Origin of the sequence: Burkholderia sp. NLJ2, assembly GCF_049487195.1 — a bacterium.
In the GTDB taxonomy this organism is placed as follows: Bacteria; Pseudomonadota; Gammaproteobacteria; order Burkholderiales; family Burkholderiaceae; genus Burkholderia; species Burkholderia pyrrocinia.
In genome coordinates this window covers 2,876,364-2,902,138 of the sequence record NZ_CP137808.1, presented here as the reverse complement: position 1 = coordinate 2,902,138, position 25,775 = coordinate 2,876,364, and the positions used below count along the sequence as shown (strand labels likewise).

Sequence of the window (25,775 nt, the reverse complement as noted above, 5' to 3'; positions counted from 1 at the left end):
TGAGATGCGGGCACCCGGCTCGCGCGCGGGCACTCGCTATAATTGCGGACTGTTTGCCATTTTACCGATGCCCCTCCGTTTGCCCAAGGCCGGCCATTCGCCGCCCCGGGCCGACGTGACCGCGAATGCCGATGCCTCCTGACGATTCCGCCCTGTCGCTGCTTCCCGACCATCCGCTCGCCGCGCACAACACGTTCGGCATCGCCGCGAACGCACGCTTCGCCGCGCGCATCACGCGCGCGTCGCAGTTCGAGGCGCTGCATCGCGACCCGCGCGTCGCGAACCTGCCGCAGCTCGTGCTTGGCGGCGGCAGCAATGTCGTGTTCACGCGCGATTTCGACGGCGTCGTGCTGCTCGACGAGATCGCGGGCCGCCGCGTCGTGCGCGAGGACGACGACGCGTGGTACGTCGAGGCCGGCGGCGGCGAGAACTGGCACGCGTTCGTCGCGTGGACGCTCGAGCACGGGATGCCGGGCCTCGAGAACCTCGCGCTGATCCCGGGCACCGTCGGCGCCGCGCCGATCCAGAACATCGGCGCGTACGGCCTCGAGATGAAGGTGTATTTCGACTCGCTGGTCGCGGTCGAGCTCGCGACGGGGCGCAGCGAGCGCTTCGACGCCGCGCGCTGCGCGTTCGGTTATCGCGACAGCTTCTTCAAGCGGGAAGGGCGCGGCCGGTTCGCGATCGTGTCGGTGACGTTCCGGCTGCCGAAGCGCTGGACGCCGCGGCTCGGCTATGCGGACGTCGCGCGCGAACTCGATGCGTGCGGCATCGCGCAGGCCGCGGCGACCGCGCGCGACGTGTTCGACGCGGTCGTCACGATCCGCCGCGCGAAGCTGCCCGATCCGCTCGCGCTCGGCAACGCGGGCAGTTTCTTCAAGAATCCGGTGATCGATGCCGCGCAGTTCGACGCGCTGCGCGCCCGCGCGCCCGATGTCGTGTCGTATCCGCAGCCGGACGGGCAGGTGAAGCTCGCGGCCGGCTGGCTGATTGACCGCTGCGGCTGGAAGGGGCGTGCGATGGGCGCGGCGGCCGTGCACGACCGCCAGGCGCTCGTGCTCGTCAATCGCGGCGGCGCGACGGGTGTCGAGGTGCTCGCGCTGGCGCGGGCGATCCAGCACGACGTGTTCGCGAAATTTGGCGTCGAGCTGGCGCCGGAGCCGGTTTGCCTGTGAGCCGGGCGACGACGTCCGCGTGACGGAACCGCGGCGGCTTTCGCCGATTCCACACGACAAGCCGTCCTTTTTTCTCGAAGCGTGCCGCTCGCGCGCCGTCGTCTCCCACATTGCGCCGCACCGCTCGGCGGCGATGCGCGCGTCGTGCCGTTCTGCCGCCCGTCCATCCACGCCGTCGCGTCATCCCGGTCGCCGCACCCGTCATCCCCTTGACTCTCATTTAACCGTGAAGTTAAATGAAGTCATGCGTTCCACATCCGATTCCCTGTCTGCGGTGTTCTCTGCGCTGGCCGACCCTACCCGGCGCGCGATCCTGGTGCGGCTGGCCGAGGGCGCGGCGCCCGTCAGCGAGCTGGCCCGGCCGTTCGACATGTCGGCGCCGGCGATTTCGAAGCACCTTCGCGTGCTGTCGGAGGCGGGGCTGATCGAGAGGGAAGTCAATGCGCGCTGGCGAATCTGCCGGTTGCGCGCGGACGGGATGCGCGATGCGCACGGATGGCTCGAAGCCTATCGGCAATATTGGGAAGAGAGCCTCGATCGACTGACGGCGTTCGTCGAGCAATCGTGCGCGGGCGGCACGGCCGGCGACGACGCCCCACCTCGGCGGGAGAAGTCATGAGTCAGGCAGCGACATTTCATCTCGAATTGAGCCGGTTCATCCGCGCGCCGCGCGAACGTGTTTTCGACGCGTTCACGAACGAAACTGCGCTGGCGACCTGGCATTGTCCGCGCGGGATGAGCGTGATGGAAGCAAGCGCCGACGCGCGGGTCGGCGGCAAGTACCGCATCGTGATGGGCGGGCGCGACGGTTCGCGGCACATCGCGGGCGGCGAATACCAGAAGGTCGATCGCGTCGACTTTCTGGCGTACACGTGGGTGTGGGAGGCCGGGTCGATGCCGGCCGACCTGAAGACGCTGATCGAGGTCACGTTCACCGACAAGGACGGCGGCACGCATCTGCACATGCGCCACAGCGGCTTTCCGGGCGAGCAGGAGCGCGATTCGCACATGGGCGGGTGGCAATCGGTGTTCAACCGGCTCAACGATCTGCTGGACCCGGAAGGCAGCGCGGGTACTGTCGTCGTGATCGGCGATCCGCGCAGCAGCTATTGCCGGACCGTGCGCATGGCGCTCGTTGAAAAGGGCGTCGCGTACACGTTGCAGCCACTGCCGCCGCATTCGCCGGAAGTGCTCGCACACAATCCGTTCGGACGCATCCCGGCATTCTGCGACGGGCCGATCGAGTTCTATGAAACGCGTGCAATCCTCGGCTATATCGACGAAGCGTTCGACGGCCCGAGCCTGCTGGCCCAGTGGGGCGTCACCGCGCACGCGCGCGGCGAGCAATGGATCAGCCTGATCAATTGCCACGCGTACGACGCGATGGTGCGCCGCTACGTGCTGCAGTACGTGTTCCCGAAAGGCGAGAACGGCCAGCCCGATCGCGCGGTGATCGACGCGGCGCTGCCTGAAATCGACAAGCATCTGCAGGTGTTCGAGGCCGCGTACGGCGGTCGCGACTACCTGGTCGGCAGCGAGTTGTCGATGGCGGATCTGTTCCTGACGCCGATTCTGGCTTACGTGGGCATGTTCCCCGAAGGGGCGGAATTGCTGCGGAAATACCCGAACGTCACGCGTGCGCAGGCGGTGATGCGCGAGCGGCCAAGCTTTGCCGCGACGCAGCCGGCGCCGGGTTGAAGGGGAGGGGCATCGGCATGAGCGTGCATGCCGCGCGGGTGGCGGGAAAATAAAAAGCGCCGGCTGTGCCGGCGCTTGTCGCTTGCGACGAGGCCGCGCGCGTCAGTGCTTCAGCCGGCCGAGCAGCAGGAACTCCATCAGCGCCTTCTGCACGTGCAGGCGGTTTTCCGCCTCGTCCCACACGACGCTCTGCGGGCCGTCGATCACGCCGGCCGTCACTTCCTCGCCGCGGTGCGCGGGCAGGCAGTGCATGAACAGCGCGTCCGGGTTCGCGTGGCCCATCATTTCCTCGTCGACGCACCAGTCGGCGAACGCCTTCATCCGCGCTTCGTTCTCGGCTTCGAAACCCATGCTCGTCCAGACGTCGGTCGTCACGAGATCGGCGCCCTTGCACGCTTCGTTCGGATCGTCGAACACCTCGTAGAACGGCGCGCTGTCGGGCGACACGAGCTTCATGTCGAGCGCATAGCCCGGCGGCGTCGACAGGCGCAGCTTGAAGCCGAGGATCTGCGCGGCTTCGATCCACGTGTAGAGCATGTTGTTCGCATCGCCGACCCACGCGACGGTCTTGCCGGCGATCGGGCCGCGGTGCTCGTAGTACGTGAAGATGTCGGCGAGCACCTGGCACGGGTGGTATTCGTTGGTCAGGCCGTTGATCACCGGCACGCGGGAGTTTTCCGCGAAGCGCTTGATGACCTCCTGCTCGAACGTGCGGATCATGATGATGTCGACCATCCGCGAGATGACCTGCGCGGAATCCTCGACGGGCTCGCCGCGGCCGAGCTGCGTGTCGCGCGTGCTCATGAAGACGGCGTGGCCGCCGAGCTGGAAGATCCCGGCCTCGAACGACAGGCGCGTGCGCGTCGAGCTCTTCTCGAAGATCATCGCGAGCGTGCGGTCGTGCAGCGGGTGATAGGTCTCGTAGTTCTTGAACTTGCGCTTCAGGATACCCGTGCGTTCGAGCACGTACTCGTAGTCTTCCAGCGAGAAATCCTTGAACTGCAGGTAGTGACGAATGGTTTTGGCGGTCATGAAGCGAAATACGGCGGGTTTCACCCGGCAGCGAGGCCGGACGGCGCCGCCGTCGGGTGTGGATAACTCAAAGCAGCATAAAGGATTTTCTGTGCTTTGACGAGCCACGGAGAGAAGCGGGGCACGATCGCCGCGCGCGGCCGGCGGGACGGGAAGGGGGCGTCGGGACGGCGCGCGATGGCGCGCTGCGGTATAATCGAAAAGTTTTCTCCAGCCCGGCAGGCAAGCCTTTTCGCGCTCTGCCGGACACAAGCCGTGCGCTGCACAAATCCGGTGCAGCACACCGGCGGCGCACATCGACGTCCTGTTTTCGGGATATCCGAATGCTTGTGCCGCCGTCCATTCCAGCTTTGTGTTCGCGTATCCAGGCGCCGTCGCCTGGGCATCGCCGGGCCGTCACTTGGGTAACCACATGGCTGAAATCCCTCCGACCGAATTCTTCATCCAGGGCATCACGAAAGACGGGAAAAAGTTTCGCCCGAGCGACTGGTCGGAACGTCTGGCCGGTGTGATGGCCTGCTTCGGGCCGGGGGCGAGCGGGCCGAATGCGCGTCTCAAGTATTCGCTGTACGTACGTCCGACGATGCTCGGCGACCTGAAATGCGTGATCCTCGATTCGCGGCTGCGCGACATCGAGCCGATGGCTTTCGATTTCGTGCTGAATTTCGCGAAGGACAACCACCTCGTCGTCACCGAGGCGTGCGAGTTGCCGGACTACAGCGCGAAGAAGTGATGCCGACGGGCGAGGGCGCCTGCTGCGCCCGCCCTGGCTGTCGTCGGCCGGTGTGATGTCCGGACGACAGACGACAAAAAAGCCCGCCTAGGCGGGCTTTTTTGCGATCGCAGGAAACAGGAACGCCCGCGTGAGCGGACGTACCGGATTTACGCTGCTGCCTGCAGACCCTTGACGGCTGCGGCGAGGCGGCTCTTGCTGCGAGCAGCCTTGTTCTTGTGAACGATCTTCTTGTCGGCGATCGTGTCGATCGTCTTCACGGCAGCCTTGAACAGATCGGCAGCCTTTGCGTGGTCGCCGGCTTCAACAGCCTTGCGGACCGACTTGATCGCGGTACGGAATTTCGAGCGCAGCGCCGAGTTGTGCGAGTTTGCCTTCGCGGCCTGGCGGGCGCGCTTGCGTGCTTGTGCGGAGTTAGCCATGACGGTTCCTTATCCTGTCCTGTTTCCAGAGCTTGGAGCCTGACGGCCAAGCGCTGCTTTTCGATCCGTCCCCTGAGAACGATTGCCCAGGGGCGCATAAAAAAACGGTGATTTTAACCGAGGCAGGGACATGAAAACGGCAGTTGCCGTGCATGTACGAGCCCAGAAACCGGCGATTATAGCAACAAAATCAAGCGAGTGGCAAGTTCGACGTGATACCCGCCGGGCGGGGCGCCAGCGGCGTGCGCGCTTTTCGGCATCGGCCGGTGTCCGGGCCATGCAACGTCCGTATAATAAGCGCCCCATGAATCTATTCCGAGCCCTGCTGACGGTCAGCGGCTTCACGCTGCTGTCGCGCGTGACCGGACTGGCCCGCGAGACGCTGATCGCCCGTGCGTTCGGCGCCAGTCAATACACCGACGCGTTCTACGTCGCCTTCCGCATCCCGAACCTGTTGCGCCGCCTTTCTGCGGAAGGCGCGTTCTCGCAGGCGTTCGTGCCGATCCTCGCCGAGTTCAAGAACCAGCAGGGGCACGATGCGACGAAGGCGCTCGTCGACGCGATGTCGACCGTGCTTGCGTGGGCGCTTGCCGTGCTGTCGGTCGTCGGGATCGCCGGCGCGTCGTGGGTCGTGTTCGCGGTCGCGTCCGGCCTGCACACCGACGGCCAGGCGTTCCCGCTCGCGGTCACGATGACGCAGATCATGTTCCCGTACATCGTGTTCATCTCGCTGACGACGCTCGCGTCCGGCGTGCTGAACACGTACAAGAGCTTCTCGCTGCCCGCGTTCGCGCCGGTGCTGCTCAACGTCGCGTTCATCGCCGCGGCCGTGTTCGTCGCACCGCACCTGAAGGTGCCGGTGTTCGCGCTCGCGTGGGCCGTCATCGTGGGCGGCGTGCTGCAGTTCCTCGTGCAACTGCCGGGCCTGAGGAAGATCGACATGGTGCCGCTGATCGGCCTCAACCCGCTGCGCGCGCTGCGCCATCCCGGCGTGAAGCGCGTGCTCGCGAAGATGGTGCCTGCGACGTTCGCGGTGTCGGTCGCGCAGCTTTCGCTGATCATCAACACCAACATCGCGTCGCGGCTCGGGCAGGGCGCCGTGTCGTGGATCAACTACGCCGACCGCCTGATGGAATTCCCGACGGCGCTGCTCGGCGTCGCGCTCGGCACGATCCTGCTGCCGAGCCTGTCGAAGGCGCACGTCGACGCCGATTCGACCGAATATTCGGCGCTGCTCGACTGGGGGCTGCGCGTCACGTTCCTGCTCGCGGCGCCGAGCGCGCTCGCGCTGTTCTTCTTCGCGACGCCGCTCACCGCGACGCTCTTCAACTACGGCAAGTTCGATGCGCATACCGTCACGATGGTTGCGCGCGCGCTGGCGACCTACGGGATCGGCCTGGTCGGCATCATCCTGATCAAGATCCTCGCGCCGGGCTTCTATGCGAAGCAGGACATCAAGACGCCCGTGAAGATCGCGATCGTCGTATTGATCGTCACGCAGATCTCGAACTACGTGTTCGTGCCGCTGATCAGCCATGCGGGCCTTACGCTGAGCATCGGCGTCGGTGCATGCCTGAACTCGCTGCTGCTGTTCCTCGGGCTGCGCAAGCGCGGCATCTACCAGCCGTCGCCGGGCTGGCTGCGCTTCTTCATGCAGCTCGTCGGCGCAACGCTCGTGCTCGCGGGCGTGATGCACTGGTTCTCGATCAGTTTCGACTGGACCGGGATGCGCACGCAGCCGCTCGATCGCATCGCGTTGATGGCCGCGTGCCTCGTGCTGTTCGCTGCACTATATTTCGGTATGTTGTGGGTGATGGGCTTCAAATACGCTTACTTCAGAAGGCGCGCCAAGTGACGACCGCAATGACCCGCGTCCTCGACTACTTCAGCACGCTCGTGGCGGACGACGACAGCCTGCCCGTCACGGAGACCGCGCTGTCGCTGGCGCAGGACGCGTATCCCGACCTCGACCTGCAGGGCACGCTGGCCGAACTCGACATGCTGGCGGCGCGGCTGCGCCGGCGGCTCGCCGACGATGCGGACCTGAAAGGCCGCGTCGCCGCGCTGAACGATTTCTTCTTCCGCGAGCTCGGCTTCGCGTGCAATCACAACGATTACTACGACCCCGATAACAGCCATCTGAATGCCGTGCTGAAACGGCGGCGCGGGATCCCGATCTCGCTGTCGGTGCTGTACCTGGAGCTTGCCGAGCAGGTCGGCGTGCCGGCGCGCGGCGTATCGTTCCCCGGTCATTTCCTGCTGCGCGTCACGCTGCCGGACGGCGACCTGATCATCGATCCGACCAATGGCCATTCGCTGTCCGAAGCCGAGATGGTCGAGATGCTCGAGCCGTACGTCGCGCGTGCGGCCGGCGCGGTCGACAGCGCATTGCGCGCGCTGCTGCAGCCCGCGACGAGCCGCGAGATCATCGCGCGGATGCTGCGCAACCTGAAGACGATCTATCTGCAGACGGAACGCTGGCAGCGGTTGCTCGCGGTGCAGCAGCGGCTCGTGATCCTGTTGCCCGCGCACCTCGACGAGGTGCGCGACCGCGGTTTCGCGTATGCGCGGCTCGACTACCTGCGCCCCGCGCTCGAGGATCTCGAGCAGTATCTCGGCGAGCGGCCGGAGGCGGACGACGCGACCGTCGTCGAGTCGCAGGTGACCGAATTGCGGCAGCGGATGCAGCGCGACGGCGAGGACTGAGCCACCGCGCGACTGCCGGAACCCGGAATGAAAAATGCCCGCAATCGCGGGCGTTTTTTTGCGCGCTTACTTCGGCTGCATCCGGATCGCGCCGTCGAGGCGGATCACTTCGCCGTTAAGCATCGGATTCTCGACGATCTGGCGCACCAGCATCGCGTATTCGGCCGGTTTGCCGAGCCGCGGCGGGAACGGCACCATCGCGCCGAGCGCGTCCTGCACGTCCTGCGGCATGCCGAGCAGCATCGGCGTCTCGAACAGGCCGGGCGCGATCGTCATCACGCGGATGCCGCTGCGCGACAGATCGCGCGCGATCGGCAGCGTCATGCCGGCGACGCCGGCCTTCGAGGCCGCATACGCGGCCTGGCCGATCTGTCCGTCGAACGCGGCGACCGACGCGGTGCTGACGATCACGCCGCGCTCGCCGTCGGCCGTCGGCACGGTTGCGGCCATCGCGGCGGCCGCGAGCCGGATCATGTTGAACGTGCCGACGAGGTTCACGTTGATCGTCTTCGCGAACACGTCGAGCGGATGCGCGCCGTCCTTGCCGACGGTCTTCGCGGCGGGCGCGATGCCCGCGCAGTTCACGAGGCCGCGCAGCGTGCCTGCGCGCGTTGCCGCGTCGACGGCCGCCTGCGCGTCGGCTTCGCTCGACACGTCGCATCGTACGAATACGCCGCCCAGTTCGGTTGCGAGCGCGCTGCCCGCCGCCTCGTTCAGGTCGGCGAGTACGACCTTGCCGCCTGCTTGCGCGAGCATCCGCGCCGTTCCGGCGCCGAGGCCCGATGCGCCGCCCGTGATCAGAAAGACGTTGCCGCGAATCTCCATGACTGTCTCCTTTGTCGACCGCCCTTGGCGCTTTAGCGCTTAGGGAGGTCCCATGCAAAGCGGTCGACCGCCCTTGGCGCTTTAGCGCTTAGGGAGGTCCCATGCAAAGCGGTCGACCGCCCTTGGCGCTTTAGCGCTCAGGGAGGTCCCATGCAAAGCGGTTGTGCTGTCCGATGCGAAGCGATCGGCTGAAACGTCATGCGCCGGTTGACGGGGCGCATGCATCCGACCGATTGTACGAGGCGCCATCGCACGGCGGCGAGACAAGAACGATCGTGCGAATCTCGGCCGGGCGAAAAAAAAGCCGCCCGGACAGGGCGGCTCGCGGTGCGCGACGCAGTGCTTTTACTTCAGTGCGTCGAACGCGCGCTCGCGGATTTCCTCGACGCTGCCGAGGCCCGAGATCTTGCGATACTGCGGCGCCTTCAGGCCGTTTTCCTCGCCGCGCTGCGCCCAGTCGCCGTAGTACTTGATCAGCGGCTTGGTCTGCGCTTCGTACACTTCCAGACGTTTCTTGACGGTTTCTTCCTTGTCGTCGTCGCGCTGGATCAGCGGTTCGCCCGTCACGTCGTCCTGGCCTTCGACCTTCGGCGGGTTGAACTTGACGTGGTACGTGCGGCCCGATGCCGGGTGCGTGCGGCGGCCGCTCATGCGCTCGATGATTTCCGAGAACGGCACGTCGATTTCGAGCACGTAGTCGATCGCGACACCGGCGTCCTTCATCGCATCGGCCTGCGCGATCGTGCGCGGGAAGCCGTCGAACAGATAGCCGTTCGCGCAATCGGATTCCTTCAGGCGCTCCTTGACGAGGCCGATGATCAGGTCGTCCGTCACGAGCTTGCCTTCATCCATGAAGCGCTTCGCTTCGATGCCGAGCGGCGTGCCGGCCTTCACGGCCGCGCGCAGCATGTCGCCCGTCGAGATTTGCGGGATGCCGAACTTTTCCTTGATGAAGTTTGCCTGGGTGCCCTTTCCCGCGCCGGGCGCGCCCAACAGGATCAAACGCATGGTGATATCTCCAGAATGTAGATTCGTGTGGCGAGACGCAAAGGTGCCGGCGACTGCGTGCGCGGGGCTTGCCTGGCGCGCGACGGACCGGTCTGATGCGGCGCGTCGGCTTTGGCGACGCGCGGCTGCCGGCAAGGCCGCGGGCGGGGTCAAGCGAGGACGCGCTGGTCGCGGACGGCTCGCACAATCGCCTGATTATGCCACGGGTTATTTTGAACCCGGCTGAAAAAGGGCCTGCACGCGCGCCAGATCGGCCGGCGTGTCGATTCCGGCTTCGGGCGCGGACTCGGTGATCAGCACTGCGATGCGCTCGCCGTGCCAGAGCGCGCGCAGTTGTTCGAGCTGCTCGGCCTGTTCGATCGGCGCCTGCGCGAGCGACGGATACGTGCGCAGGAAACGCGCGCGATATGCATAGAGGCCGATGTGCCGGTACACCGGAAATGCAGGGGCCGGCATCGTCGCGACGTCGGGCCAGTGCGGCTGGTACGCGTCGCGGCTCCACGGAATCGGCGCGCGCGAGAAGTACAGCGCGACGCTGTGCGCGTCGAGCGCGACCTTCACGACGTTCGGGTTGAACACGTCGGCCGCGTCGTGGATCGGGTGGGCCGCGGTCGCGATCGCGCAGGCCGGATGCGCGGCCAGGTGCGACGCTACGTCGCGCACGAGCACGGGGTCGATCAGCGGCTCGTCGCCTTGCACGTTGACGACGACGGTGTCGTCGCTCCACCCGAACGTCGCCGCGACTTCCGCGAGCCGGTCGGTGCCGGACGGATGATCGGCACGCGTCAGCACCGCTTCGAAGCCGTGATCGCGCGCCGCATCGAGCACGCTCTGCGCGTCTGATGCGACGAGCACCTGCTGCGCGCCCGCTTCGCGCGCGCGCTCGGCGACGCGCACGACCATCGGCTTGCCGCCGAGATCGGCGAGCGGCTTGTTCGGGAGGCGCGTCGACGCGAGCCGGGCGGGAATGACGGCGATGAAGGGTTGCGGGTGAGTCATCGGGGGGAACGGTGAGAAGGACGGGACGGGTGGCGCGTCCGGAGCCGGTCGCCCGGCGGCGTTCGGCGACCCGGCCGGGGCCGGGCCGCCTTCGAATCGTTGCGCCGCTCGAGCGGCCTGGCGGCTTAGCGGCCGGCCGGGTCGACCGGCGTGCCTTCGACGGTCTGGCGCGCTTCGTCGACGAGCATCACGGGGATGCCGTCGCGGATCGGGTAGGCGAGCTTGTCCGCGTTGCAGATCAGCTCCTGCGCGGCACGGTCATAGTGGAGCGGGCCTTTGCAGATAGGGCACACAAGGATTTCAAGCAGGCGAGCGTCCACGGAGTTTCTCCACAACGAGGGCAATGAGGCGAGGGTCGAGCGCGGCTTCGACAGGGACGACCCAGAGTCGAGCGTCGCGCCAGGAAGCGCCCAATTTTACTGCATCCTTCTCGGTGATCAGGATCGCATCGACGGCGTCGTCGACGAACGGATTGTCGGCGAACGCGTAGTGGTCGGGCAGCGCGCGCGTCGCCGGCGCGAGACCGGCCGCGCGCAGCGTTGCAAAGAAGCGCTCCGGCGCACCGATGCCGGCCGCGGCGAGCACGCGCTCGTGTGCGAACTGCGACAGCGGGCGGCGCAGCGTGGGCTGGTCGAGGTGCCACGCGGCGCCCGGCGTGAGCGCGAGCGCGTAGGTGTCGGGCCACGGCGGCAGCGCGCCGCTGTATGGGTCGTTGACGAGCGTGGCGTCGCGGTGCCGCGACAGCGGCTCGCGCAGCGGGCCGGCCGGCAGCAGGAAGCCGTTGCCGCCGAGCCGGTGGTCGAACACGACGAGCTCGACGGTGCGCGCGAGGCGGTAGTGCTGCAGGCCGTCGTCGCTGACGATCACGTCGACGTCCGGATGCGCGGCGCGCAGCGCCTGCGCGGCCGCGACGCGGTCGGGGCACACCCAGACGGGCGCGCCGGTGCGGCGCGCGATCAGCAGCGGCTCGTCGCCGCCCACGCTTGCGCGCGATGCGGGGGTGACCGCGGTCGGCGCTTTCACGTTCGCGCCGTAGCCGCGCGACACGATGCCGGGCGTGAAGCCGGCCGCGCGCAACGCGTCGACGAGCGCGATCACGGTCGGTGTCTTGCCGGTGCCGCCGACGGTCACGTTGCCGACTACGACGACGGGCACGCCGACGTCGACCGGCTTCTTCCAGCCCTGTGCGTAAGCGGTACGCCGCAGCGCCGCGCACAGGCCGAACACGCATGCAAACGGCGTGAGCGCCCACGCGAGTGCGCCGCGCCGCTGCCATTCGCGTGTCAGGCGCGCTTCGAGCCGGCCGAGCGGGCCGCCGGGCGCGCTCATCGGGCCGGGCGCGGCGCGTCGTGCGTCGCGGCGTGGGACGGATTCGTCAAGGCGGATTCTCCGTTGGGCGGCGCATGCCGCGGGGTCTGCGGAAGGCGGCACTCTAGCGCGCCGCATGCGGACGCGGCAAGCGCGACGGGCCGACGCAGCCCGCGGGGCCGGATCGCGACAGACTGTGGATAACTCTGTGAAAAACTCCCCGGTCGATGGCCTCAAACGCCCGCCGGGTGGGCCTCGAATCGGATGAGAATCGTTCCGAAAGGTTTAAAAATCTATAAAAATCAAGGCGTTATTGCGAATCGTCTGGTTTTTCCCGCGGTTTTAAAGCGTTTTACGTGGACGATTGCCAAAGTGTGGACACCTTCCGCGCGTCGCGACACATGCGACCGGTGCTGGACGCCGTGCGCGTGTCGGACTATCGTGTCGCCGCCAGCATTCATCCGACCGTCCATGCCTTCCGACTCCCCTTTTGCCGCACCCGGCGCGACCCGCAGCGGCGATGAAGTGATTCCCGTTTCGGCGCTCAATCGCGCGATTTCGACGATGCTCGAGCGCTCGTTTCCGCTGCTGTGGATTTCGGGCGAAGTATCGAATTTCACGCGCGCCGCGAGCGGCCACTGGTATTTCTCGATCAAGGACCAGCAGGCGCAGATGCGCTGCGTGATGTTCCGCGGCCGTGCGCAATACGCTGAATTCACGCCGCGCGAAGGCGACCGGATCGAGGTGCGCGCGGTCGTCACGATGTACGAGCCGCGCGGCGAAGTGCAGCTCAACGTCGAGGCCGTGCGGCGCACCGGGCAGGGGCGCCTGTACGAGGCGTTCCTGCGGCTGAAGGCGCAGCTCGAGAGCGAGGGCCTCTTCGCACCCGAGCGCAAGCGGCCGCTGCCGGCCCACCCGCGCGCGATCGGCATCGTCACGTCGCTGCAGGCCGCCGCGCTGCGCGACGTGCTGACCACGCTTGCGCGCCGCGCGCCGCACATTCCGGTGATCGTCTATCCGGCGCCGGTGCAGGGTGCCGGTTCCGCCGAAAAGCTCGTCGCGGCCGTCGAGGCCGCGAATGCGCGGCGCGAGGTCGACGTGCTGCTGGTCTGCCGCGGCGGCGGCTCGATCGAGGATCTGTGGTCGTTCAACGACGAAGCGCTGGCGCGCGCGATCGCGGCGAGCGAGCTGCCGGTCGTCAGCGGCGTCGGGCACGAAACCGATTTCACGATCGCGGACTTCGCGGCCGACCTGCGCGCGCCGACGCCGACCGGCGCGGCCGAACTCGCGAGCCCGCAGCGCGCGCTGCTGCTGCGCGAGGTCGGCGACCGCCAGCGTGCGCTCGCGCGCGGCATGGAACGCAGGCTCGAACAGCGCGCGCAGCAGCTCGACTGGCTTGCGCGCCGGCTAGTGAGCCCGGCCGAGCGGCTGCAGCGGCAGCGCACGCACGTCGAGCAGCTCGCGGTGCGGCTCGCGTCGGCGGCGTCGCGGCCGGTGCGCGACGCCCGCGCGCGGTTCGCGCTCGCGCAGTTGCGCTGGCAGCGCGCGAGGCCCGATCCGTTACAGGCGCGCCAGGCGCTCGCGGGGCTGTCGCAGCGTCTCGCGGTTGCATTGCAGCGCCGTCACGAACGCGACACGGCACGTGTGTCAGCCTGTGCGGCGCGGCTCGAGGTGCTGAGCCCGCAGCGTACGCTCGAGCGCGGCTATGCGGCGCTCATCGATGCGCAGACGGGCCGCGCGGTGCGCGCGCTGAACGCGCTGAAGCCGCAGCGGCGCCTGACCGTGCATCTCGCCGAAGGCTCGGCCGACGTCACGCTCGCCGATGTGCAGCCGCGCCTGACCGATACGATCTGACGTTACCGGCGCACGCGAAGCGACGGGTCGAAACGGGCGTCCCGCGCACGGGAACGAATGCTGCGCATCGCCGGCTCGTCCTGCCGGACGATGCGCCAACATCGCTTTTCCGCATACCGCGGATAAATGGCCCGTGAGTTTGCGGGGTTATTCGTCCTCGCCTACAATCGGACGCTCGGCAGCATTCAACACAAGCCCCCCTACATACTCAACGAAGGAATCGCCATGGCTCATACGCTCCCGCCGCTCCCGTACGCTGAAGACGCACTCGCGCCGACCATCTCGCTCGAGACGATCCAGTACCACTACGGCAAGCACCATCAGGCTTATGTGACGAACCTGAACAATCTGATCCCGGGCACGGAATTCGAAAACCTGTCGCTGGAAGAGATCGTGAAGAAGTCGTCGGGCGGCATCTTCAACAACGCCGCGCAAATCTGGAACCACACGTTCTTCTGGAACAGCCTGTCGCCGAACGGCGGCGGCGCACCGACGGGCGCGCTGGGCGATGCGATCAACGCGAAGTGGGGTTCGTACGACGCCTTCAAGGAAGCGTTCACGAAGGCTGCCGTCGGCACGTTCGGTTCGGGCTGGGCATGGCTGGTGAAGAAGGCTGACGGTTCGCTCGACATCGTGTCGACGAGCAACGCAGCGACGCCGCTGACGACCGCCGACAAGGCACTGCTGACGATCGACGTGTGGGAACACGCGTACTACATCGACTACCGCAACGCACGTCCGAAGTTCGTCGAAGCGTTCTGGAACATTGTGAACTGGGACTTCGCAGCGCAGAACTTCGCGTAAGGTCCGGCGCCTGTGCGCCGCCACGGCGCGCGGCATCCACGAAAAAGCCCTCGAAACGAGGGCTTTTTTGTTTTTTGTCCGGCAGGCTCGTACCGAGCTCGCGAACGCGACGGCGCGGTGCCGCGTGTCAGCCGTTGCGCGGCGTTCAGTGCGTACCGTCACCCAGCCCGCTCGCGCGGCGCAGCGCGTCGATGTCGACGAGTTCGATCTCGCCGACATGCAGCCGTACGACGCCGTCGGCCTGCAGCGCTTTCAGCAACTGGTTGGTGGTCTGCCGCGTCAGCGACAGCATCGACGCGAGCGTTTCCTGCGACAGCCGCACGCGCGTGCGTCCGGCGCTGATGCCGCCATAACCTTCGGCGATCATCAGCAAGCGCGCGGCGAGCCGCTGCGCGGCCGGCATCACGCTCATCGATTCGACGGTCAGGAAGCTCAGGCGCAGCTTTTGCGCCATCAGCAGCGCGAACTGCCGCCAGTATTGCGGCGTCGCGTCGAGAATCGCGAGCAGCGCGGCCTGGGGGACGTGCAGCAGCAGTGCGTCGTCGAGCGCGATCGCGTCGTGCGTGCGCGGCTGGCCGTCGAACAGCGCGATTTCGCCGAACCACGTGACGGGCTCGGCGACCGTCAGCAGCGCTTCCTTGCCCTGCGGGTCGACCGCACCTATCGTGAGTGAACCGGCCAGTACCGCGTACAGCCCGCACGGCGGGTCGCCGCGCCGGAACAGCGCGTGGCCGGCCGGCAGGCGGCGCAGCGCTGCATGGCCGAGCAGGTCCGCGCGCAACGCGGACGGCAGCGCGGCGAACCACGGGTTCGCTTCGATCCGCGGCAGGTAGGGGGCGAGCGACGAAGGCATGGGCACGCGATGTCGGGTAGCTGACAGAGGTTCTCGGGCGTGACGCGCATCATAGCGCTCAACGACCGACCAGGAGACGCGATGAAGACGCTCGAAGACCATCTTTCCCAGTATGCGGCCTACCATCGCGACGCGCGCAACATCGCGACGCATCTGGTCGGCATCCCGATGATCGTGTTTGCGGTCGAGGTGCTGCTGTCGCGGCCGGCCATCGCGATGCTGGCCGGCATCGCGCTGTCGCCGGCACTGCTGCTCGCCGTCGCGTTCGCGGCGTTCTACCTGCGTCTCGACCTGCGGTTCGGGATCGTGATGACCGCGCTGTTCGCGCTCGGCCTGTGGGCCGCGCAGGCGCTCGCGCTGCTGCCGACCGCGCAATGGCTCGCGATCGGCATCGGCGCGTTCGTCGTCGGCTGGATCGTGCAGTTCGTCGGGCACTGGTTCGAAGGGCGCAAGCCCGCGTTCGTCGACGACCTGGTCGGCCTGATGGTCGGGCCGCTGTTCGTCGTCGCCGAGGTCGCGTTCTTCGCGGGGCTGCGCGGCGACGTGCGGCGCGAAGTCGAGCGGCGGGCCGGGCCCGTGCACGGCGGCGCGCACTCGCATGTCTGACGCGCCGGTCTGCGTGGTGGGCGCGGGCGCCGTCGGCTGCTATCTCGGCGGCCGGCTCGCGGCAGCCGGCGCGCCAGTGACGCTCGTCGGCCGCGCGCGGATCGGCGACGCGATTCGCCTGCACGGGCTCACGCTGACCGACCAGCACGGCTATCGCGCGGCGCTCGCGCCGGCCGATGTCGCGTTCGCGACCGATCCGGCCGCCGCGGCCACCGCGCGGCTCGTGCTCGTCGCGGTGAAGTCGGCTGCGACGCGCGCCGCCGCGGCGCAGCTCGCCGGCGTGCTGCGGCCCGGCACGGTCGTGATCAGTTTCCAGAACGGCCTGCACAATGCCGACGTGCTGCGCGACGCGCTGCCGCAAGCGACCGTGCTGGCCGGGATGGTGCCGTTCAACGTGATCGAGCGCGGGCCCGGCGCGTTTCACCAGGGTTCGGCCGGCGCGCTCGCGGCCGATGCGTCGCCCGCGCTGGAGCCTTTCACCGGCGTATTCGCGCGTGCCGGGCTGCCGCTCGCGCTGCATCGCGACATGCCGGCCGTGCAATGGGCGAAGCTGCTGCTCAACCTGAACAACGCGGTCAATGCGCTGGCGAACCTGCCGCTGCGCGACGAACTCGCGCAACGCGCCTATCGCCGCTGCGTCGCACTGGCCCAGCGCGAAGCGCTGCACTGGCTCGTGCGTGCCGCGATCCGCCCCGCGCGGCTGACGCCGTTGCCGGCCGCGTGGATCCCCGCCGTGCTCGATCTGCCCGATGCGGCTTTCCGCGTGCTCGGCGGCCGGATGCTCGCGATCGATCCGCTCGCGCGTTCGTCGATGTCCGACGATCTCGCGGCGCGCCGTGCGACGGAAGTCGAGTGGATCAACGGCGAGATCGTGCGGCTGGCCGCACGCTTCGGCGCGCAGGCGCCTGTCAACGCGCGACTGTGCGCGCTCGTCCATGACGCGGAAAGCGCTGCGGCCCGTCCGGCGTGGCGCGGCGACGCGCTGTGGGCCGAGCTGACCGCGCAGGCGCCGCGCACGGGTGCCGCGCGGGCCGCGTAGGCCGGCTTTGCGCGATCGTTGCACGGGTTGTACGCGATGCCACAGGCGGGGCGCAACGGCTAAGATGCGGAGTGCGTCACACGACGCCTATGCGGAGCAATCACCATGGTCGATCGCCCGACTCTCGACGCCTACGATGCCCATGCCGCGCAATATGCGCAGGACTGGCTCGACCAGGCCGCGCCCGACGACATGTATGCGCTGCTCGAACAGCATTTCTCGCCGGGGCCGACCGCCGACGTCGGCTGCGGAGCAGGGCGCGATACGGCCTGGCTCGCTGCGCGCGGCTTCGACGTGCGCGGCTACGACGCAAGCGCCGCGCTGCTCGACGAAGCGCGGCGGCGCCATCCCGACCTGAGCTTCGAACTGGCTGCGCTGCCGGCGCTGGCCGGCGTGCCGTCCGGCGCGTTTCGCAACGTGCTGTGCGAGACGGTCGTCATGCACCTCGAACAGGCGGACGCGGCCGCCGCCGCCGCGCGACTGGCCGATCTCCTGATGCCGGGCGGCACGTTGTACCTGAGCTGGCGGGTGGCCGGAAACGGCGCGCTGCGCGACGAGCGCGGCCGCCTCTATACGCCGCTCGACTCCGCGCGGATGCATGCGGCGCTCGGCGCCGGCATGAACGTGATCGACGAGCATGAAGTCGTCAGCGCGTCGTCCGGCAAGCGCGTGCACCGGCTGATCGTGCGCAAGGCCGCCGCCGCGTGAAGGCGGCGCGCCGTCGCGTTCATTCGCGGTTGAGCGCCGCTTCCCAGTTGATGTCGACGCACAGCACCTGCATGCCCGCCGCGGCGGGCGCGGCGACCGACGCGGTCACGCACAGGTGCGCCTCGTTGATCGACAGGTAGGGCGGCGTCAGATGCACGCGGCCCGGCGCGCGCATCGCGTCGATGAAGTACGGGCGGCGCTCCCAGCTCGCACCCTCGGAATGCAGCAGCGGCCGGAAGCGCTTGGCGCGCTGCGACACGCTGCCGCGCGCGAGCACGTTGTCGCCGATCTGGCGCCCCGATGCGTCGAGCAGGAAGCAGCGCGCGGTCTCGGGCAGCCCGAGCACGGCGGCGGCCGCGTCGGTGAGCGATGCGCCCGCGCCGAGCTTCTGGCTCGCTTCCTCGAGCGCTGCGACATACGGCGCGAGCCGTTCCGCCTGCTTGCGCTCGCGTTGCGCGACGCGCAGCCGCAGCGCGGCCGACAGCGTATCCATGCAGCCCGCGGCGGCCTGCGGTTGCACCGGGTCGACGCTTGGCCCCGCGAAATACTGGCCCTGCACGAAATCGACGTTGCACTCGAGCGCGATCATTGCGTCGCGCTCGGTCGACAGCCCGCCCATCAGCACGAGCTGGCCGGATTCGTGCAGCAGCGACACGAGCCCCGGCAGCACGCGTTCGAGATGCGAGTGCTCGCTCGCCTGCGCAAGGATGCCGCGGTCGAGCGTGACGATGTCCGGATGCAGGTGCCACACGCGGTCGATGTTCGAATGCTTTGCGCCGAACCCGCCGAGCGCGATCAGGAAGCCGGCCTTGCGCAGCCCGTCGACGATCGCCGCGTAGCGCGGCGTCTCGCCGCCCGCCTGCTCGGGCACCTCGAGCACCACGCGGTGCGGCGGCAGTCCGAGCGCCTTCAGGTTCGCGAGCAGCGCGTCGCCGTAGATGGTGTCCATCAGCGCGGCCGGATGCAGGCTCAGGAAGAGCCATTCGTCGTGACTGTCGAACGCGTGGAAGTTGCCCAGATGCAGCGATTCGGCGAGCCGGCCGAGTTCGAGCAGGTCGCCGCGCCGTGCCGCCTGCGTGAACACCTCGTGCGACGCCACCTGGCGGCTTTCCTCGTCGTGCGCGCGCAGCGAGGCGTGATAGCCGATCGCGCGGCGGTGCGACACCGAGAAAACGGGCTGGAACACGCTGAACACGGTGTAGCCGCCGTACAGCACGGTGCGCCGGTTCCCGTCGTCGCCGGCGACGGGGCGGGGCGGCTGAAAGCCGGGGGGATCGATTTCGATCATGCTCATGATGTCGGCCGAAGGAGGACTGCCAGTTTACCTAGAGAATAGGCGAGCAAGAAGCATGCACGGCATCGCGCCCCGTGCGGCGGCCCGTCGCGGCCGGAGAATGGGGCATCGCGGCGCATTTCGCAGGGGCCGGCTGCACCGCAATGGTGCGCGCGATGGCGGTGCGGCGCCCGAAACGGCGCGCGCCGCGCGTCACGCGCGCTCGGATGGGTCGGTCTTGCGCGCGGTGCTGCGGATCTCGGGTGCGAGCTGCGCGAAGATCCATGCGGACGCCGCCGTGATGATCCCGACGCAGATGAACGTCGCATGGAACGCGGGCAGCGTGTTGCTCGGCGTGACGGTGCGCAGCATGCCGGTGAACGTCGCGAGCAACGCGCCGGCGACCGTGACGCCGAGGCTCATCGACAGCATCTGCACGAGCGAGAACAGGCTGTTGCCGCTGCTCGCGCCGCCGGTGCCGAGATCCTTCAGCGTCAGCGTGTTCATCGCGGTGAACTGCATCGAGTTGAAGCCGCCGAACAGCGCGAGGTGCACGACCTTCACCCAGACGGGCACCGTGTCGCGCATCAGCGCGAAGCTCGCCATCATCACGCCGACCATGATCGTGTTCGCGAGCAGCACCTTGCGATAGCCGTGCTGCGTGATCAGGCGCGTGATGATCCGCTTCGAGAACATCCCGGCCGCCGCGACCGGCAGCATCATCAGCCCGGCCTCGAACGCCGAGTAGCCGAGGCTCACCTGCAGCAGCAGCGGGATCAGGTACGGCATCGCGCCGCTGCCGATCCGCGCGAACAGGTTGCCGAGCAGCCCGACGCTGAACGTGTGGATCCTGAACAGTTCGAGCGAGAAGATCGGCTGCGGCGCGCGCACTGCGTACAGCCCGTACGCGACGAAGCACGCAAGGCTCAGGATCAGCAGCACGAGCACGGCTGCGTGCTGCATGCCGAGATCGGCGAGCCCGTCGAGCGACAGCGAAATCGCGACCATGCCGATCGTCAGCAGCAGATAGCCCTTCATGTCGAAGCGGCCGACGGCCGGGTTGCGCGAATCGGGCATCGAATAGAAGGTCGCGATGCAGCCCGCGACGCCGACCGGCACGTTGATCAGGAAGATCCAGTGCCACGACGCGATCTTCACGAGCCAGCCGCCGAGCGTCGGCCCGATCAGCGGGCCGATCAGGCCGGGAATCGCGACGAACGACAGCGCGGACAGGTAGCGTTCGGCCGGAAACGTGCGCAGCACCGCGAGCCGCCCGACCGGCAGCAGCATCGCGCCGCCGACCCCCTGCACGACGCGGAACGCGACGAGCTGCGTCAGCGTATGCGCGTTCGCGCACAGCAGCGAACCGAGCGAGAACACCAGGATCGCGCTGAAGAACACGCGCCGCGTGCCGAACGTATCGGCGAGCCAGCCCGACACGGGGATCATCACCGCCATCGTCAGCGAGTATGCGATCACGACCGACTGCATCCGCAGTGGCGACTCGCCGAGGCTCGCGGCCATCGACGGCAGCGCCGTGTTGACGATCGTCGCATCGAGCGTCTGCATGAAGAAGCCCGTCGCAACGAGCCAGAGCATCACGGTGAGGTTCTTTTCGCCGGGAGCGGCGGCGGGCGGGCGTTGGAACATGAAGGCGGGGCGGTGGCGCGGGACAGCCGACATTGTAGGGAAAGCCGCTGCGCAGTGCAGGTTCGGTGCAGGCGCAATGCGAAGTCCGGCCGGCGGATGCCCGTCCCCGTCGGCGGACCAGTACAGTTCAGCCGAAAGTGTCTGTCGCCGTATCTGTCCGTGTGCTGCCACTGTCCGAAATACTGGAGCCATCGAACCCGTGCGACCAGGAGGCTGCCATGCGCGAACTGCGACTCTACGTGATGGACGGTGACGAGCCGGCCGGACGGTGGCGGATCGTCGATCGCACCGTGCTCGAGGTGGCCGAAGGCGACGCCTGGGTGACTGTCGAGGGCCGGCCCGACGACCACTGGCTCGGCGCCGGCGATTCGCTGACGTTGATGCCCGGCATGCGCGTGTGGGTCAGCGCGGGGCCGCACGGCGCGACCTTCGCGTTCGGTCCGCTCGCGGTGCCGGCCGTGCGCGCCGTGCACGCGTGGTGGCGGCCGCTCGTCGCGTGGCGCGACGGCCGGCGTCACGCGGTTGCGTCGTTGCCGACGTAGCGCGCCCGGGGCCGGATCAGCTTGCCGTCCGCGTATTGCTCGAGCGCGTGCGCGATCCAGCCGGCCGTGCGGCCGGCTGCGAACAGCGTGAACGCCGCGCCGTCCGGTAGCGCGAGCGTGCGCTCCAGCACCGCGAGCGCGAAATCGATCGCCGGCCGCAGGCCCGTTGCCGCTTCGACGCGGGCGGCGAGCGCGCGCGCCATCTGCAGCGCCGGGCGGTCGGGCACGGCCGCGTGCAGTGCGTCGAGCAGCGCCAGCGCGCGCGGGTCGCCGTCGGGATAGAGCGGGTGCGCGAAGCCGGACAGGGCAGTGCGGCCGCCGTCCGCGCGTTCGTCGTGCGCCAGCCGCAGCGCGAGGAAGCGATCGAGGTCGGCGGCGCGGGCCGCTTCGTCGAGCAGCGTGCCCGCGCGGAACGTCTCGCCGCCGTGGCGCGGCCCGGACAGCGCCGCGAGCCCGCCGGCGATCGCGCCGAACAGGTGGGTGCCGGTCGACGCGATGCAGCGCACCGCAAAGGTCGACGGATTCAGTTCGTGATCGGCGCACAGCACGAGTGCGCGGCGCAGCAGGTCGGCTTCGTCGCGCCGTCGCACGCGCCACGCGGCAGCGAGCTGCCGGTGCACGGGCGCGTCGCCCGGCGCGACGCCGGCGAGCGCGGCCGTCGCGACGCGCAGCAGCAGCGCGGCCGAATCGAGCTGCGCGTCGCGCCCCAGCGCCCACAGGCGCGGCAGCGACGCGGCCGCGGCCGGCAGCAGTACCAGCGTGCGTTCGAGCGGCGCGAGATGCGCCCAGCGACGCGCCCAGTCGTCCCACTGCGCGGCGTCGAAACCGGACGACGCGAGCGATGCGGCAGCAAGCCGCGCGGGCGGGCAGTCCCAGAGCCTCGCGGCCGCCTGCTCCAGCGTCGCCTCGTCGGCAAGCGCGATCGCATCGGCGCCGCGGTAGCGCAGGCTGCCGTCGGCGATCTGCGTGATCCGCGATTCCAGCACCGGCACGCCCCAGTCGAGCGACCGCTCGGCGACGCCGCCCGCGCGTTTCGCGTCGGCGCGGCGGCGCGCGAGCAGGCGCACCTCGTCCGCGTCGTAGCGGCGGCGCTTGGTTGCGCCATCGGGCAGCGAGCGCAGCAGCCCGCGGCTCACATACGCATAGAGCGTGCTCACGCTGACACCGAGGGTGCCGGCGGCTTCCTGCGCGCTGAGGGATGTCATGCCGGTCGCTCCTGGCGGGACGCATGAAGCGCGGCCCCGCTACAACTATTCGTTATGTATTGATTCGTGCAATCAAGATTGATCGCGCCCGTCGCGAATTCTAGACTCGATTTCGTCTCCCCTACGACGCTGAGGCGCTCACTTCACCATGACACCCGAACTCGCATTGACGCATCTGTGGCAACTCGCTCACGGTGACCGCGGCGCGCTGGCCCGCGCGACCGTGACGGGGCAGGACCCGACGCTGCCGTCGACGTTTCCTATCGGCACGCTCGCCGCGGCAACGATCGCGGCCGCCGGGCTCGCGGCGGCCGAATGCTACCGGCTTCGCACGGGCGTCGCGCAATCCGTCGACGTGTCGGTGCGCGACGCGCTCGTCGCGTTCCGCAGCGAACGCTACCTGCGCGTGGACGACGGTCCGCCGCCGGAGTTGCGTCATCCGGTGACGGGCTTCTTCGAGACGCGCGACGGGCGCTGGATCCAGTTGCACGCGAACTTCCCGCATCACCTGCACGGGATCCTCGACGTGCTCGGTTGCGGCGCGCAGCCGGCCGACGTCGCCGCGGCGATCCGCACGTGGGACGGTGCGGCACTCGATACCGCGCTGGCCGAGGCTGGCCTGTGCGCGGCATTGATCAGAACACCTGATGAATGGGCGGCACACGAGCAGGCGCATGCGATTGCGTCGCTGCCGCTGTTCGAGATCGAGCGGATCGGCGACGCGCCGGTCGAGCCGATCGGCCGCGGCGAGGCCGGCCAGCCGCTCGCGGGCGTGCGCGTGCTCGATCTCACGCGCATCATCGCGGGGCCGGTCGCGGGCCGCACGCTGGCGTCGCACGGTGCGCAGACGCTGCTCGTCAACGGCCCGCACCTGCCTAACATCGCACCGCTCGTGATCGACAACGGGCGCGGCAAGCGTTCGACATGGATCGACCTGCGCGACGACGCAGGCGTCGATATGCTGCACGCGCTCGCGCGCGACGCGGATGTGTTCGTGCAGTCGTACCGGCCCGGCGCGCTTGCGGCACGCGGCTTCGCGCCGCAAGCGCTGGCGGAACTGCGGCCCGGCATCGTCTGCGTGTCGGTGTCCGCGTACGGGCACGCGGGGCCGTGGGCGACGCGGCGCGGCTTCGATAGTCTCGTGCAGTCGGCGAGCGGGATCGCTTGGCAGGAGCAGCAGGCCGCGCACGCGGACAAGCCGCGCCATTTGCCATGCCAGGCGCTCGATCATGCGACGGGTTATCTGGCGGCGTTCGGCGCGATGATCGCGCTCGCGCGGCGGGCGCGCGAAGGAGGGAGCTGGCACGTGCGGCTGTCGCTCGCGCAGACGGGGCGCTGGCTGCAGTCGTTCGGCGCCGTGCCGGACGGCCTGCAGGCGCCCGATCTCGCGGCTGCCGACGTGCGCGACCGGATCGACCGCATCGCGTCGCCGTTCGGCACGATCGACGCTGTGCGGCCGGCCGAGCGGTTGTCGGCGACGCCGCCGTCGTTCGCGCGGCCGCCCGTGCCGCTCGGCACCGACGACGCGCGCTGGTTGTGAGCGCCGGCGGCGCGGCTTGCGTTACTTGCGCAGCTCGACGACGAAGTCGTAGTAGTCGTTGCGGCAGTAGGTATCGGTCAGCTCGATCGCACGCTGGTCCGACGTATAGCCGATCCGCGTGATCAGCAGCAGCGCGTCGTGCGGAGCGATGCCCATCTGCTCGGCGATCTCGTCGGTCGCGTTGACCGCGCGGAAATGCTGCAGCGCGCGCACGATCGGCGTGCCGCGCGCTTCGAGATAGCTGTACAGCGAACCGCCGATCGCCTGCGGATCGGGAATCAGCGTCGCGGGGAACGTCGAGTTCTCGACGGCCATCACGATGCCGTCGGCGAGGCGCAGACGTTTCAGGCGCGTAACCGATGCGGCGGGCGACAGCCCGAGCTGGATCACCTCGTCGCGGTTCGCGGGCTGGATCTCGCGTGCGATCCATTGCGAGCTCGGCTTGAAGCCGCGGCGCTCGAGCATTTCGCTGAAGCTCGACAGCCGCGACAGCGGATCCTCGTAGCGCGGCTGGATGAAGTTGCCCGCGCCCTGCGTGCGGCGGATCAAACCCTGCTCGACGAGCAGCGCGATTGCCTTGCGCGCGGTGATGCGCGACACGCCGAGCGCATCGGACAGTACGCGCTCGGACGGCAGCGCCTCGCCGGCCGTCCAGCGATTGTCGTGGATTGCGTCGCCGAGCTTGCGGGCGAGTTGCAGGTAGAGCGGCGTGTCGTTGTCGGGGTCGGGGCGCAGGTCCTGCCAGCGGTCGTCCGTGGGTGACTTCATGGAATGGGTATCGATCAGGTTGCGGCCATTCTAAGTCATCATGCGGCGCCGTTATAGCCGGTTTTTGCCGTGCAATAGGCCGGTGTTGCGCCGATTGACTACACTGATGCGTCGTATTCCATGCTTCGGCCGCGGTGCGCGGCCACGAATCCGCAACGAGGAGCGCATGACAGACACGATCGCCACGGTCGTCCTGCCGGACGGCGAGACGATTCCGAAGCTCGGCCAGGGCACGTGGGAAATGGGCGAGCGGCCGGCCCGCCGCGCGGACGAGATCGCCGCGCTGCGCGAAGGCGTCGAACTCGGGATGACGCTGGTCGACACGGCCGAGATGTACGGCGAAGGCGCGACCGAGTCGCTCGTCGGCGAGGCGCTCACCGGCCTGCGCGACGACGTGTTCCTGGTCAGCAAGGTCTACCCGCATCATGCGAGCCGGCGCGGCGTCGTCGCCGCGTGCGATGCGAGCCTCAAGCGCCTGCGTACCGATCGGCTCGATCTGTACCTGCTGCACTGGCGCGGCTCGGTGCCGCTCGAGGAGACGGTCGAGGGCTTCGAGGTGTTGCGACGCGCGGGCAAGATCCGTCACTGGGGCGTGAGCAACTTCGATACGGCCGACATGGCCGAACTCGTCGACGAGGCGGGCGGCGGCGCGTGCGCGACCAACCAGATCCTCTACAACATCGCGCGGCGCGGCCCGGAATTCGACCTGCTGCCGTGGCTCGCCGAACACCGGATGCCGGTGATGGCGTACAGCCCGGTCGATCACGGGCGGCTGCCGAAGCGCTCGCCGCTCGACGAGGTTGCACGGCAGCGCGGCGTATCGGTGATGCGCGTCGCGCTGGCATGGGTGCTCGCGCAGCCGGGTGTATTCGCGATCCCGAAGGCGTCGCGGATCGAACATGTGCGCGACAACCGTGCCGCGCTCGATTTCGTGTTGAGCGATGACGAGCGCGCGCAGCTTGACGCGTACTTCCGTGCGCCGCGCAGCAAGCGCGCGCTCGAGATGCTCTGACGATACCCGGCCGGG

At 68.6% G+C, this 25,775-nt stretch carries 26 protein-coding genes; 14 read left to right on the top strand and 12 right to left on the bottom strand.

Features of this window, described 5'->3' with window-relative positions; genetic code table 11:
* Positions 1-125 precede the first annotated feature (125 nt).
* The 3 genes from murB (at position 126) to R9B84_RS13370 (ending at position 2,873) form a co-directional block, all read left to right on the top strand.
* Positions 126-1,175, top strand: coding sequence for a UDP-N-acetylmuramate dehydrogenase (murB, locus tag R9B84_RS13380; RefSeq protein ID WP_423758297.1), 1,050 nt, complete (start codon positions 126-128; stop codon positions 1,173-1,175).
* Positions 1,176-1,419: 244 nt separating this feature from the next.
* Positions 1,420-1,794 (top strand): ArsR/SmtB family transcription factor, encoded by a 375-nt coding sequence (locus tag R9B84_RS13375; protein ID WP_423760000.1) that lies wholly within the window; start codon positions 1,420-1,422, stop codon positions 1,792-1,794.
* Positions 1,791-2,873, top strand: a complete 1,083-nt coding sequence (locus tag R9B84_RS13370; protein ID WP_423758296.1) for an SRPBCC domain-containing protein — start codon at positions 1,791-1,793, stop codon at positions 2,871-2,873. The genes R9B84_RS13375 and R9B84_RS13370 overlap by 4 nt, the downstream gene beginning before the upstream one ends.
* 102 nt (positions 2,874-2,975) lie before the next feature.
* Here the strand turns inward: R9B84_RS13370 and argF are convergent, their stop codons facing one another.
* Positions 2,976-3,905, bottom strand: coding sequence for an ornithine carbamoyltransferase (gene argF / locus R9B84_RS13365; protein ID WP_047898860.1), 930 nt, complete (start codon positions 3,903-3,905; stop codon positions 2,976-2,978).
* A gap of 412 nt (positions 3,906-4,317) precedes the next feature.
* On the opposite strand from argF, the gene R9B84_RS13360 reads away from it, so the two are divergent.
* Positions 4,318-4,638, top strand: coding sequence for a DUF3579 domain-containing protein (locus tag R9B84_RS13360; protein WP_423758295.1), 321 nt, complete (start codon positions 4,318-4,320; stop codon positions 4,636-4,638).
* Positions 4,639-4,787: 149 nt separating this feature from the next.
* Here R9B84_RS13360 and rpsT read toward each other — a convergent pair whose 3' ends face one another.
* The gene (gene rpsT / locus R9B84_RS13355; protein WP_047898858.1) at positions 4,788-5,060 is read right to left on the bottom strand and encodes a 30S ribosomal protein S20; all 273 of its coding nucleotides are present in this window, start codon (positions 5,058-5,060) and stop codon (positions 4,788-4,790) included.
* Positions 5,061-5,364: 304 nt separating this feature from the next.
* Here rpsT and murJ point away from each other — a divergent pair, with 304 nt between their 5' ends.
* Positions 5,365-6,915, top strand: a complete 1,551-nt coding sequence (gene murJ, locus R9B84_RS13350) for a murein biosynthesis integral membrane protein MurJ (protein ID WP_423758294.1) — start codon at positions 5,365-5,367, stop codon at positions 6,913-6,915.
* Between the two features lie 8 nt (positions 6,916-6,923).
* A complete protein-coding gene (locus R9B84_RS13345; RefSeq protein WP_423758293.1) occupies positions 6,924-7,766 on the top strand; it encodes a SirB1 family protein in 843 nt (280 codons plus the stop codon).
* A 66-nt stretch (positions 7,767-7,832) separates the two neighbouring features.
* Here R9B84_RS13345 and R9B84_RS13340 read toward each other — a convergent pair whose 3' ends face one another.
* The 5 genes from R9B84_RS13340 to lpxK form a co-directional block, all read right to left on the bottom strand.
* Complete coding sequence (locus R9B84_RS13340) at positions 7,833-8,591, bottom strand: SDR family NAD(P)-dependent oxidoreductase (protein WP_423758292.1); 759 nt, start codon at positions 8,589-8,591, stop codon at positions 7,833-7,835.
* Positions 8,592-8,936: 345 nt separating this feature from the next.
* Positions 8,937-9,599 (bottom strand): adenylate kinase, encoded by a 663-nt coding sequence (gene adk, locus R9B84_RS13335; protein ID WP_065499351.1) that lies wholly within the window; start codon positions 9,597-9,599, stop codon positions 8,937-8,939.
* 207 nt (positions 9,600-9,806) lie between these two features.
* A complete protein-coding gene (kdsB, locus tag R9B84_RS13330; protein ID WP_423758291.1) occupies positions 9,807-10,598 on the bottom strand; it encodes a 3-deoxy-manno-octulosonate cytidylyltransferase in 792 nt (263 codons plus the stop codon).
* 125 nt (positions 10,599-10,723) lie between these two features.
* On the bottom strand, positions 10,724-10,918 hold the full coding sequence (locus R9B84_RS13325) for a Trm112 family protein (RefSeq protein WP_010090898.1): 195 nt from the start codon (positions 10,916-10,918) through the stop codon (positions 10,724-10,726).
* Positions 10,899-11,927, bottom strand: coding sequence for a tetraacyldisaccharide 4'-kinase (lpxK, locus tag R9B84_RS13320; RefSeq protein ID WP_423758290.1), 1,029 nt, complete (start codon positions 11,925-11,927; stop codon positions 10,899-10,901). Before lpxK ends, R9B84_RS13325 begins: the two co-directional genes overlap by 20 nt.
* A gap of 450 nt (positions 11,928-12,377) precedes the next feature.
* Between lpxK and xseA the strand changes: the two genes are divergently transcribed.
* Positions 12,378-13,760: an exodeoxyribonuclease VII large subunit gene (gene xseA / locus R9B84_RS13315; RefSeq protein ID WP_423758289.1), complete on the top strand. Its 1,383-nt coding sequence runs from the start codon at positions 12,378-12,380 to the stop codon at positions 13,758-13,760.
* Positions 13,761-13,985: 225 nt separating this feature from the next.
* Positions 13,986-14,564 carry a superoxide dismutase gene (gene sodB, locus R9B84_RS13310; RefSeq protein ID WP_226221126.1) on the top strand — a complete coding sequence of 193 codons (579 nt, stop codon included), beginning with the start codon at positions 13,986-13,988 and terminating at the stop codon, positions 14,562-14,564.
* A 145-nt stretch (positions 14,565-14,709) separates the two neighbouring features.
* On the opposite strand, the gene R9B84_RS13305 is transcribed toward sodB, so the two are convergent.
* Positions 14,710-15,417: a Crp/Fnr family transcriptional regulator gene (locus tag R9B84_RS13305; RefSeq protein ID WP_423758288.1), complete on the bottom strand. Its 708-nt coding sequence runs from the start codon at positions 15,415-15,417 to the stop codon at positions 14,710-14,712.
* An 81-nt stretch (positions 15,418-15,498) separates the two neighbouring features.
* On the opposite strand from R9B84_RS13305, the gene R9B84_RS13300 reads away from it, so the two are divergent.
* The 3 genes from R9B84_RS13300 (at position 15,499) to R9B84_RS13290 (ending at position 17,770) form a co-directional block, all read left to right on the top strand.
* Entirely contained in the window at positions 15,499-16,023 is a 525-nt protein-coding gene (locus tag R9B84_RS13300) for a DUF962 domain-containing protein (RefSeq protein ID WP_423758287.1), read from the top strand.
* Entirely contained in the window at positions 16,016-17,062 is a 1,047-nt protein-coding gene (locus R9B84_RS13295) for a 2-dehydropantoate 2-reductase (RefSeq protein WP_423758286.1), read from the top strand. The genes R9B84_RS13300 and R9B84_RS13295 overlap by 8 nt, the downstream gene beginning before the upstream one ends.
* A gap of 105 nt (positions 17,063-17,167) precedes the next feature.
* Positions 17,168-17,770 (top strand): class I SAM-dependent methyltransferase, encoded by a 603-nt coding sequence (locus R9B84_RS13290; RefSeq protein ID WP_423758285.1) that lies wholly within the window; start codon positions 17,168-17,170, stop codon positions 17,768-17,770.
* A 19-nt stretch (positions 17,771-17,789) separates the two neighbouring features.
* Here the strand turns inward: R9B84_RS13290 and R9B84_RS13285 are convergent, their stop codons facing one another.
* The gene (locus tag R9B84_RS13285; protein WP_423758284.1) at positions 17,790-19,064 is read right to left on the bottom strand and encodes an EAL domain-containing protein; all 1,275 of its coding nucleotides are present in this window, start codon (positions 19,062-19,064) and stop codon (positions 17,790-17,792) included.
* A 192-nt stretch (positions 19,065-19,256) separates the two neighbouring features.
* Positions 19,257-20,693, bottom strand: coding sequence for a multidrug transporter subunit MdtD (gene mdtD, locus R9B84_RS13280; RefSeq protein WP_423758283.1), 1,437 nt, complete (start codon positions 20,691-20,693; stop codon positions 19,257-19,259).
* A gap of 218 nt (positions 20,694-20,911) precedes the next feature.
* Between mdtD and R9B84_RS13275 the strand changes: the two genes are divergently transcribed.
* Positions 20,912-21,235 carry a DUF2917 domain-containing protein gene (locus R9B84_RS13275; protein WP_423758282.1) on the top strand — a complete coding sequence of 108 codons (324 nt, stop codon included), beginning with the start codon at positions 20,912-20,914 and terminating at the stop codon, positions 21,233-21,235.
* Here the strand turns inward: R9B84_RS13275 and R9B84_RS13270 are convergent.
* On the bottom strand, positions 21,208-22,440 hold the full coding sequence (locus R9B84_RS13270) for a citrate/2-methylcitrate synthase (protein ID WP_423758281.1): 1,233 nt from the start codon (positions 22,438-22,440) through the stop codon (positions 21,208-21,210). The two genes, R9B84_RS13275 and R9B84_RS13270, sit on opposite strands and share 28 nt — an antisense overlap.
* A 148-nt stretch (positions 22,441-22,588) precedes the next feature.
* Between R9B84_RS13270 and R9B84_RS13265 the strand changes: the two genes are divergently transcribed.
* On the top strand, positions 22,589-23,980 hold the full coding sequence (locus tag R9B84_RS13265) for a CoA transferase (RefSeq protein ID WP_423758280.1): 1,392 nt from the start codon (positions 22,589-22,591) through the stop codon (positions 23,978-23,980).
* A gap of 21 nt (positions 23,981-24,001) precedes the next feature.
* On the opposite strand, the gene R9B84_RS13260 is transcribed toward R9B84_RS13265, so the two are convergent.
* On the bottom strand, positions 24,002-24,748 hold the full coding sequence (locus R9B84_RS13260; protein ID WP_047898842.1) for a GntR family transcriptional regulator: 747 nt from the start codon (positions 24,746-24,748) through the stop codon (positions 24,002-24,004).
* Between the two features lie 166 nt (positions 24,749-24,914).
* Between R9B84_RS13260 and R9B84_RS13255 the strand changes: the two genes are divergently transcribed.
* Positions 24,915-25,760, top strand: a complete 846-nt coding sequence (locus R9B84_RS13255) for an aldo/keto reductase (protein WP_423758279.1) — start codon at positions 24,915-24,917, stop codon at positions 25,758-25,760.
* Positions 25,761-25,775 lie beyond the last annotated feature (15 nt).

Bases quoted from the DNA above. Each gene is read 5' to 3' on its own strand.
- murB (WP_423758297.1), top strand. From the start codon at position 126: ATGCCGATGCCTCCTGACGATTCCGCCCTGTCGCTGCTTCCCGACCAT.
- R9B84_RS13375 (WP_423760000.1), top strand. From the start codon at position 1,420: ATGCGTTCCACATCCGATTCCCTGTCTGCGGTGTTCTCTGCGCTGGCC.
- R9B84_RS13370 (WP_423758296.1), top strand. From the start codon at position 1,791: ATGAGTCAGGCAGCGACATTTCATCTCGAATTGAGCCGGTTCATCCGC.
- argF (WP_047898860.1), bottom strand. From the start codon at position 3,905: ATGACCGCCAAAACCATTCGTCACTACCTGCAGTTCAAGGATTTCTCG.
- R9B84_RS13360 (WP_423758295.1), top strand. From the start codon at position 4,318: ATGGCTGAAATCCCTCCGACCGAATTCTTCATCCAGGGCATCACGAAA.
- rpsT (WP_047898858.1), bottom strand. From the start codon at position 5,060: ATGGCTAACTCCGCACAAGCACGCAAGCGCGCCCGCCAGGCCGCGAAG.
- murJ (WP_423758294.1), top strand. From the start codon at position 5,365: ATGAATCTATTCCGAGCCCTGCTGACGGTCAGCGGCTTCACGCTGCTG.
- R9B84_RS13345 (WP_423758293.1), top strand. From the start codon at position 6,924: ATGACCCGCGTCCTCGACTACTTCAGCACGCTCGTGGCGGACGACGAC.
- R9B84_RS13340 (WP_423758292.1), bottom strand. From the start codon at position 8,591: ATGGAGATTCGCGGCAACGTCTTTCTGATCACGGGCGGCGCATCGGGC.
- adk (WP_065499351.1), bottom strand. From the start codon at position 9,599: ATGCGTTTGATCCTGTTGGGCGCGCCCGGCGCGGGAAAGGGCACCCAG.
- kdsB (WP_423758291.1), bottom strand. From the start codon at position 10,598: ATGACTCACCCGCAACCCTTCATCGCCGTCATTCCCGCCCGGCTCGCG.
- lpxK (WP_423758290.1), bottom strand. From the start codon at position 11,927: ATGAGCGCGCCCGGCGGCCCGCTCGGCCGGCTCGAAGCGCGCCTGACA.
- xseA (WP_423758289.1), top strand. From the start codon at position 12,378: ATGCCTTCCGACTCCCCTTTTGCCGCACCCGGCGCGACCCGCAGCGGC.
- sodB (WP_226221126.1), top strand. From the start codon at position 13,986: ATGGCTCATACGCTCCCGCCGCTCCCGTACGCTGAAGACGCACTCGCG.
- R9B84_RS13305 (WP_423758288.1), bottom strand. From the start codon at position 15,417: ATGCCTTCGTCGCTCGCCCCCTACCTGCCGCGGATCGAAGCGAACCCG.
- R9B84_RS13300 (WP_423758287.1), top strand. From the start codon at position 15,499: ATGAAGACGCTCGAAGACCATCTTTCCCAGTATGCGGCCTACCATCGC.
- R9B84_RS13295 (WP_423758286.1), top strand. From the start codon at position 16,016: ATGTCTGACGCGCCGGTCTGCGTGGTGGGCGCGGGCGCCGTCGGCTGC.
- R9B84_RS13290 (WP_423758285.1), top strand. From the start codon at position 17,168: ATGGTCGATCGCCCGACTCTCGACGCCTACGATGCCCATGCCGCGCAA.
- R9B84_RS13285 (WP_423758284.1), bottom strand. From the start codon at position 19,064: ATGAGCATGATCGAAATCGATCCCCCCGGCTTTCAGCCGCCCCGCCCC.
- mdtD (WP_423758283.1), bottom strand. From the start codon at position 20,693: ATGTTCCAACGCCCGCCCGCCGCCGCTCCCGGCGAAAAGAACCTCACC.
- R9B84_RS13275 (WP_423758282.1), top strand. From the start codon at position 20,912: ATGCGCGAACTGCGACTCTACGTGATGGACGGTGACGAGCCGGCCGGA.
- R9B84_RS13270 (WP_423758281.1), bottom strand. From the start codon at position 22,440: ATGACATCCCTCAGCGCGCAGGAAGCCGCCGGCACCCTCGGTGTCAGC.
- R9B84_RS13265 (WP_423758280.1), top strand. From the start codon at position 22,589: ATGACACCCGAACTCGCATTGACGCATCTGTGGCAACTCGCTCACGGT.
- R9B84_RS13260 (WP_047898842.1), bottom strand. From the start codon at position 24,748: ATGAAGTCACCCACGGACGACCGCTGGCAGGACCTGCGCCCCGACCCC.
- R9B84_RS13255 (WP_423758279.1), top strand. From the start codon at position 24,915: ATGACAGACACGATCGCCACGGTCGTCCTGCCGGACGGCGAGACGATT.